This window comes from Pseudomonas sp. K5002, from assembly GCF_013386655.1.
Taxonomy (GTDB): Bacteria; Pseudomonadota; Gammaproteobacteria; order Pseudomonadales; family Pseudomonadaceae; genus Aquipseudomonas.
Genome location: NZ_JACARK010001319.1, coordinates 1 through 1,123 on the forward strand (window position 1 = coordinate 1; position 1,123 = coordinate 1,123).

Consider the following 1,123-nt stretch of genomic DNA (forward strand, 5'->3'; position numbering starts at 1 on the left):
GTTACCTAAATAACGGATATACACACAGTCAAAAACAGAGGCACAACCCATGCTCCAGTTGATCCTCGGCGGCGCCCGCTCCGGCAAAAGCCGCCTGGCTGAAAAACTCGCCACCGACAGCGGCCTAAGCGTCACCTACATAGCGACCAGCCAACCCCTGGACGGCGAAATGACCGCACGCGTCGCCCACCACCGCGAGCGGCGCCCGACCGAATGGGGCCTGATCGAAGAGCCCATCGAACTGGCCCGTGTCCTCAAGGAAAACGCCACCCCGAACCATTGCCTGCTGGTCGACTGCCTGACCTTATGGCTCACCAACCTGCTGATGCTCGAAGACCCCGACCGTCTCAACCACGAGCGCGAGGCCCTGCTCCAAACCCTGGCCACCCTCCCAGGAGAAATCATTTTTGTCAGCAACGAGACCGGAATGGGTGTCGTCCCGCTGGGCGAATTGACTCGCCGCTATGTCGATGAAGCCGGTTGGCTGCATCAAGCCTTGGCCGAACGTTGTCAGCGCGTTGTCCTGACCGTCGCCGGCCTGCCCCTGACTTTGAAAGGTACTGCGTTATGACCGACACCTGGTGGCTCAACCCCTGCAAAACGATCGACACCCAAGCCCACGAACAAGCCCTGGCCCGCCAGCAGCAACTGACCAAGCCCGCCGGCTCCCTCGGCCGGCTGGAAGCCGTGGCCGTCCAACTGGCCGGCCTCCAGGGCCAGGTCAAACCCAGCGTCGACCACCTGTGGATCGCGATCTTCGCCGGCGACCACGGCGTCGTCGCCGAAGGTGTCTCCGCCTTCCCCCAGGAAGTCACCGGCCAGATGCTTCACAACTTCGTCACCGGTGGCGCCGCCATCAGCGTGCTTGCGCGCCAACTCGACGCCAAGCTGGAAGTGGTCGACCTCGGCACCATCACCCCGACGTTGAACCTACCGGGCGTCCGCCACCTGAATATCGGTCTCGGCACCGCCAACTTCGTCAACGGCCCGGCAATGACCGAAGCCCAGGGCCAACTGGCCCTGCAAGCCGGCCGCGACAGCGTGCACCGCGCTATCACCAGCGGTGCGCAACTGTTTATCGGTGGCGAAATGGGCATCGGCAACACCACCGCCGCCAGTGCCC

General features: G+C 63.7%; 2 protein-coding genes. Both read left to right on the forward strand.

Translation table 11 applies throughout. The annotated features are described in order from the left end of the window. The first annotated feature begins 49 nt into the window (after nucleotides 1–49). A complete protein-coding gene (gene cobU, locus HX846_RS36000; protein WP_087695211.1) occupies nucleotides 50–571 on the forward strand; it encodes a bifunctional adenosylcobinamide kinase/adenosylcobinamide-phosphate guanylyltransferase in 522 nt (173 codons plus the stop codon). Continuing rightward, nucleotides 568–1,123, forward strand: a 556-nt coding sequence (locus HX846_RS36005) for a nicotinate-nucleotide--dimethylbenzimidazole phosphoribosyltransferase (protein ID WP_178967322.1), incomplete at its 3' end; no start/stop codon positions are given. The genes cobU and HX846_RS36005, both read left to right, overlap by 4 nt.

Bases quoted from the DNA above. Each gene is read 5' to 3' on its own strand.
- cobU (WP_087695211.1), top strand. From the start codon at position 50: ATGCTCCAGTTGATCCTCGGCGGCGCCCGCTCCGGCAAAAGCCGCCTG.